Annotated in this window: 7 protein-coding genes; 2 read left to right on the top strand and 5 right to left on the bottom strand. The window is 54.4% G+C overall.

Features of this window, described 5'->3' with window-relative positions; translation table 11 throughout:
• Positions 1-286 (bottom strand): replication initiation protein (locus ACZRMH_RS25570; RefSeq protein ID WP_464015789.1); only part of this gene is annotated, 286 nt, incomplete at its 3' end.
• Between the two features lie 419 nt (positions 287-705).
• On the bottom strand, positions 706-987 hold the full coding sequence (locus tag ACZRMH_RS25565) for a hypothetical protein (protein WP_198818513.1): 282 nt from the start codon (positions 985-987) through the stop codon (positions 706-708).
• Positions 988-1,159: 172 nt separating this feature from the next.
• Here ACZRMH_RS25565 and mobQ point away from each other — a divergent pair, with 172 nt between their 5' ends.
• Both mobQ and ACZRMH_RS25555 read left to right on the top strand, forming a co-directional pair.
• A complete protein-coding gene (gene mobQ, locus ACZRMH_RS25560) occupies positions 1,160-2,269 on the top strand; it encodes a MobQ family relaxase (RefSeq protein WP_463909863.1) in 1,110 nt (369 codons plus the stop codon).
• A gap of 10 nt (positions 2,270-2,279) precedes the next feature.
• Complete coding sequence (locus ACZRMH_RS25555) at positions 2,280-2,912, top strand: hypothetical protein (protein ID WP_463909865.1); 633 nt, start codon at positions 2,280-2,282, stop codon at positions 2,910-2,912.
• A gap of 80 nt (positions 2,913-2,992) precedes the next feature.
• Here ACZRMH_RS25555 and ACZRMH_RS25550 read toward each other — a convergent pair whose 3' ends face one another.
• From ACZRMH_RS25550 to ACZRMH_RS25540, 3 genes are all read right to left on the bottom strand, one after another.
• Complete coding sequence (locus ACZRMH_RS25550) at positions 2,993-3,262, bottom strand: hypothetical protein (protein WP_463909867.1); 270 nt, start codon at positions 3,260-3,262, stop codon at positions 2,993-2,995.
• A gap of 505 nt (positions 3,263-3,767) precedes the next feature.
• Entirely contained in the window at positions 3,768-4,295 is a 528-nt protein-coding gene (locus ACZRMH_RS25545; RefSeq protein WP_332875106.1) for a type II toxin-antitoxin system PemK/MazF family toxin, read from the bottom strand.
• Between the two features lie 98 nt (positions 4,296-4,393).
• The coding region (locus tag ACZRMH_RS25540; RefSeq protein ID WP_464015788.1) for a RepB family plasmid replication initiator protein at positions 4,394-5,052 on the bottom strand (659 nt) is incomplete at its 5' end.

Below are 5,052 nucleotides of genomic sequence, written 5' to 3'. Positions count from 1 at the left end.
TGGATCGGATGGTGACACCATCCGGTTCTAGGAGCAGGCTCACCCTACGAGTTTGAAGGCGTTCAGCGGCGTTCTGGAGGTCGCGATAGGCTGTCTTCGGATCGGTTCCGCAGAGCTGTGCAAGCTCGGCGGCTGTGACGCTGTACAGCACCTCATCAGTAACGGGTTTATCGCGGCGCACCTGACTTATCGCCGAGAGAATGACGCGCTGCTCAGCAACGCTCAGGCGGTACGATGCTTCAATGATGTGATTCGATTTCACAACGAGCTGACGGTCTTGATCCATGACGCCCCCGATATTATGGGACCATCCTAGGCTTGTCCCATAGTACCGTCAATATGTCCCCTTTAAACCGTCAATATGTCCCCTTTAAACCGTCAATATGTCCCCTTTAAACCGTCAATATGTCCCTTTATGGAGGCTGGAGGCCACGGTTTACGCGGCCTCCAGCCCGCCTAAAAGGGAAAAGTAAAAAGTAAAAGAAGGGAGTTGATGCGAAAATCAGCGCTCAGATCCAAGAACAGCAGCCCTCCAGTCGCTGTGCGCCGACCACTTCCGAGCAAGACGCTAATCCTGCGTGCGGCTGCTTCGCTCCTTCGCGCTGCTACCTACGGTCTGCGCGCTTCGCTTGCGGTCAATCAGGATGGGGGTGGGTCAGCGCCGGTACGGCGCTGGCTTACCCCCCATCGAACAAGCGCAGCGCGTTAGTTGCCGGATACCAGACGTTTGAATGCCTCTGAGCCCTGCCCATCCTCTCCTAGGACGGCCAATCGCTCAGCCGGACGAGTGAGGAAGCCATCCAGCAACGTCAACAGGGCAGCACGCTTGTCAGTAGATTGGGTTTGTTGATGTAGTACCGCAGCACCTACCAGAACTTTTACCCGATCATCAGCCTTTTTAGCTGTAGCTCGTTGTCGTGCTTCTGCCTGCTGAATTTTGGCAGTTAGTTGGTCACGCTTTCGTTTTAGTTCGTCTAAATCTGCCATGTAGGTTCTGCCTCTGCTGGTGTCTGTTTTTGCCATTCTACGCTAGAGTATAGGTGTGCACAGTTAGACCCTGAAAGAAGAGAAGGGCGCACTTACGCAAACTACGTTTGCATGCGGTCGGCGATGCCGACAAATCAAAAACAGATCACAAGAAAATCGAGAATCCAAAACCGTGGCGCTCTACTCCGCATCCGTCAAACCCGTCAGTCGTAGCAGTGGCCGTTCCGCCACTGCCGCCGCTGCGTATCGGAATGCAGAGCGAATCCTCGACGAGCGTACCGGTGAAATTCACGACTACACCCGTCGTTCCGGCGTGGATCACGTCGAGTCATTTGCTCCGGTCGGCATGGCTACACAGTCAGGTGCCGAACTGTGGAACAAGGCCGAAGCCGCCGAGGTTCGCAAGAACGCCCGAGTGGCCCGGGAAGTGCTGGTCGCACTGCCTCACGAACTTGACCAGGTACAACGCCGAGAGTTGGCTAAGTCGATTGCCCAAGGCTTGGCCGATCGCTATGGCACAGCGGGAACGCTGGCCGTTCACCACCCCGACCGCGAGGGCGACAACCGCAATCACCACGTCCATATCCTGATGACCACGCGCCGCCTTGATGTGTCGGGCCAGTTGGGCGAGAAGACCCGCGAACTGGACGACGTGAAGCGCGGCCCGCAAGAGGTGGAGTGGATACGGGCCATGATCGAGGGTCGAACCAATTCTTCACTGGAGCGTGCTGGGGTTGAAGCGCGGGTGGATCGGCGTTCGTTGGTCGAGCAGCGCGCCGCTGCGCTCGATGCCGGCGACATGGATCGAGCGGCGGATCTGGATCGGCCGGCGACCATTCACGAAGGCCCGCGGGTCACGCAAATCCGGCGTGAGTCGGATCGTAAAGGCCGGGCGCCGTTGGGCGCTCTGGATCGAGCGGCGGCGAATGACCATACCCGTGAACTGGTGACCGACCGGGCTGAGTTGGGCATGGTGTCGGCACAGATTTTCAACTTTGAAAAAGCCCGTGCAGAGCGGGCTGCAAGAGAACAAGTGGCTAAAACCGCCGCTGATGGAATGGCCGCTTTCAAGGCTCGTTTCCAGCAAAACCAAGACTTCAACGCCCGTATTGATGCGGAGCGCGAACGCATGGCCAACGAGCTGCACAGAGTTGCCCTGGAGCGCGCCGCACTCGAACGGCAAGAGCAGGCCAAAGCGGCCTTAAAACGATTCGAAAAAGACCAGTTAAGCCACGATAAAGGCCCAAGCAAAGGCCGTGGCGGCCCTGACTTCGGCATGTAAGGGGAAGAATTTGAGCATCAGTGAGCAGGAGCTATTTGGCCTGATGGCCGTAGCCCAAGAGCAGCAGCAAGCTGTCAGTGAGGCACTGAAAAAGCTGGAGGATCGACAGGTTGCACTGAATGCGGTCATAGCCCGAGCTGGCACAGCCGTTGAAGAGATGAACAAAGCGGGTCATGCCTCGGCGCTTATCATCGAGAAGGCAACGCGGATCGCGGTCGAGAAGGCTGTTCAGGCCGCTTTAGCGAACGTCCAGCAGCAAACCCAGTCCACTCTTGGCGATTCTGTTACTCCCGCTGTAAAGGCCTTACAGGGCGTTACGGCGCGTGCTGAGCAGGCAGAAGAAAGTCTGCACCAAGCAGCAAACTCGATCAGCTGGAAGTGGGCCGCCATTTGGGCTTCGACCAGTTGCATGCTGCTGGCTTCCATCGTGGGGTTGTCCATGCTTCTGGTACCCAGTCCCAACGAAATCTTGGATTTGCGAGCCAATGTTGCTGCACTAGAGGCTAAGGGCGGGAAGGTGCAACTCTCTACATGCGGCCCTGAAAAAAGGCTTTGTGCGCGAGTGAATGCGAAGGAAGCAGGCACAATCTGGGGGCCTGAAGGAAAAAATAACGAGAAATGGATAATTTTGAATGGCTATTGATGTGTCTCTAGAGGGGGAGTCCGCAGAATTCGGGAAAAACGTATGTTAAGCAATGCCGACATGAGGCAAGCCCATATGGGCTATCCGCTGAACCCATCGAGTCTTGCATCTGAAATCATTGCCAGTTGCTTGCCGTTGTAGCATTGGCGATTGAACATGAGCATTGCGTCGTTTAGCTGACCAGCTCTATGCGTATCAATCCTCGATGCAACTAGGTTCGCCTCCACCTCGCTTGCGCCATCACTTCGAGAAGCTAGGTAAACATAAGCCCTTACTGCCTTTTTACCTCTGCTCATGCTGAACACAAACAGCCCAATGACCACTGCAATTACTACGACGACAATCTCCATTTGCACGCTTCTCATTGAGTTATAGGAGTTACAAGGTTAGGTGTCCGTCTAACACACCTACCAATAGCTGTCTGAGGTCAGCCAATCGTTTTTAACGATTTTGCATGAGCAGCTTTAGCTCTCAGCTTACCGCCAGCCCAGATGGCGAGTGCGGCTAGCGCTAGAGTGATTAGACCTAGGGCGATGTTCTTACCTGGGCCGGGTACCGCTCTCATAAATCCGACGATAATTCGCATGACCCCAGAGAAGGCCCATACGCAGCCAAGAATTGTCAGTATCCATCCGATGATGCGCATTGCTGCTTCCTTGCTGGTTAATTTTGGCGTGTTGGGGCGAATGCTTACGCTTTTTGAGCGTTGGGTAAAGCCAGAAACGAAAAAGCCCACCTCGAGAGGTGGGCTTTAGATGCCTAAACGGCAAAAGACTGAATCGTGCCTAAACGGCTGATGCCAGTGTTACTCAAATTTGAGTATGCGTCAATGACGACCCGCAAAAGACGCGGCTATCAGAGCCTTAGAGCATCGTTGACCCTTGCCTCTTCCTCCGCCGGAACCAGTGATCCAAGGCCGATGGCTTTGATGATCCCAAAGCGAAGCTTCAAAATCATTTCAGGAGGTACGGTTGCTTTTACAAAGCTGGAAGTATTCTTGTCGTAGATGTCTCTTAAACGCCCTATATCAATGGTCTGCGCTGCGTAGCATACGCCCCAGCATGGTGAATCATCGTAGAAATGCGTTTTAGGAATATGCCCCTGTAGAGGCACGCAAATACCTACATGCACCATGTCTTTTTTAGGGTTTCGGTGTTCTTTTTCTCGGGTGGAAGACACTGGGATTACAGTGCATAGGCCACGATGTTTATTGATCACTACGACTGGGCGGCGTTTGATCATTTCATTGGGGATTCTGTAGTTCAGGTCGTTGCCATCAGCCTCATCCCGCTTTTCTGTATGACCGCCGGAAGTGCATTTGTAAGACCCAAAATTACACTCATATATGCCGCCTATGCGGAGGTTTCCCTCAATTTTATGCACCGCCAATGCTTCCCCTCCTTACCTAAATATTAATCCTGCATGGCTCTTATGATCGCCTAGGGTCTAGACCTGCCGCTATAGCGGGCATTGAAGAGGCATCATATTTCTAGAGGGATCTGGTTAAGTCGAGAGCGTGCCGTTTCCCAGGTTTCTCCGGGACGAGCCAGCCGTGTGATATCTGCGTCCGTCAATTTTCCACTTTTGCGCTTCTTCTTCGCGGCATCAGTAACCCCGCTTGCCGTCTTAGTGGGCTTTTTGAGGGCATAGTCGAACACCAGGTGTGTGACACGTCGTCCGGTCTTGCGCTGGCCCCAGCTCAGCATCAAGGGGCTGTGTTCATTGATTTGTTCGACGGCAGGATCAAGCACCCTCCGCTTTAAATCCTTAATCGAGGGGTAGCGCTCTTCCAGTTGGAGCCAGCGGCGAAGATCGTCTAAGGCTACCTCGCGATGGCCTTCCGGCCATTGGACCAGTAGCTCGTAAAGGCGGATGCCATAGGCACTGGTCATCTTGGCCACGTCAGAGAGGGCGTAGCGTGTGAACTCGCGTTGAAGACCGGTCAAGTAGGGGAGAATATCCTTACCAAAGCGCATCTCAATCCGGCCTTCCTGGTCAATATAATCGACTGTCTGAACCCAGCAAGTGACGCGGCGGCGTTTGGATCGGATGGTGACACCATCCGGTTCTAGGAGCAGGCTCACCCTACGAGTTTGAAGGCGTTCAGCGGCGTTCTGGAGGTCGCGATAGGCTGTCTTCG

Source organism: Pseudomonas sp. B414, from assembly GCF_055408445.1.
This window is presented reverse-complemented; position numbering and strand designations above follow the sequence as displayed.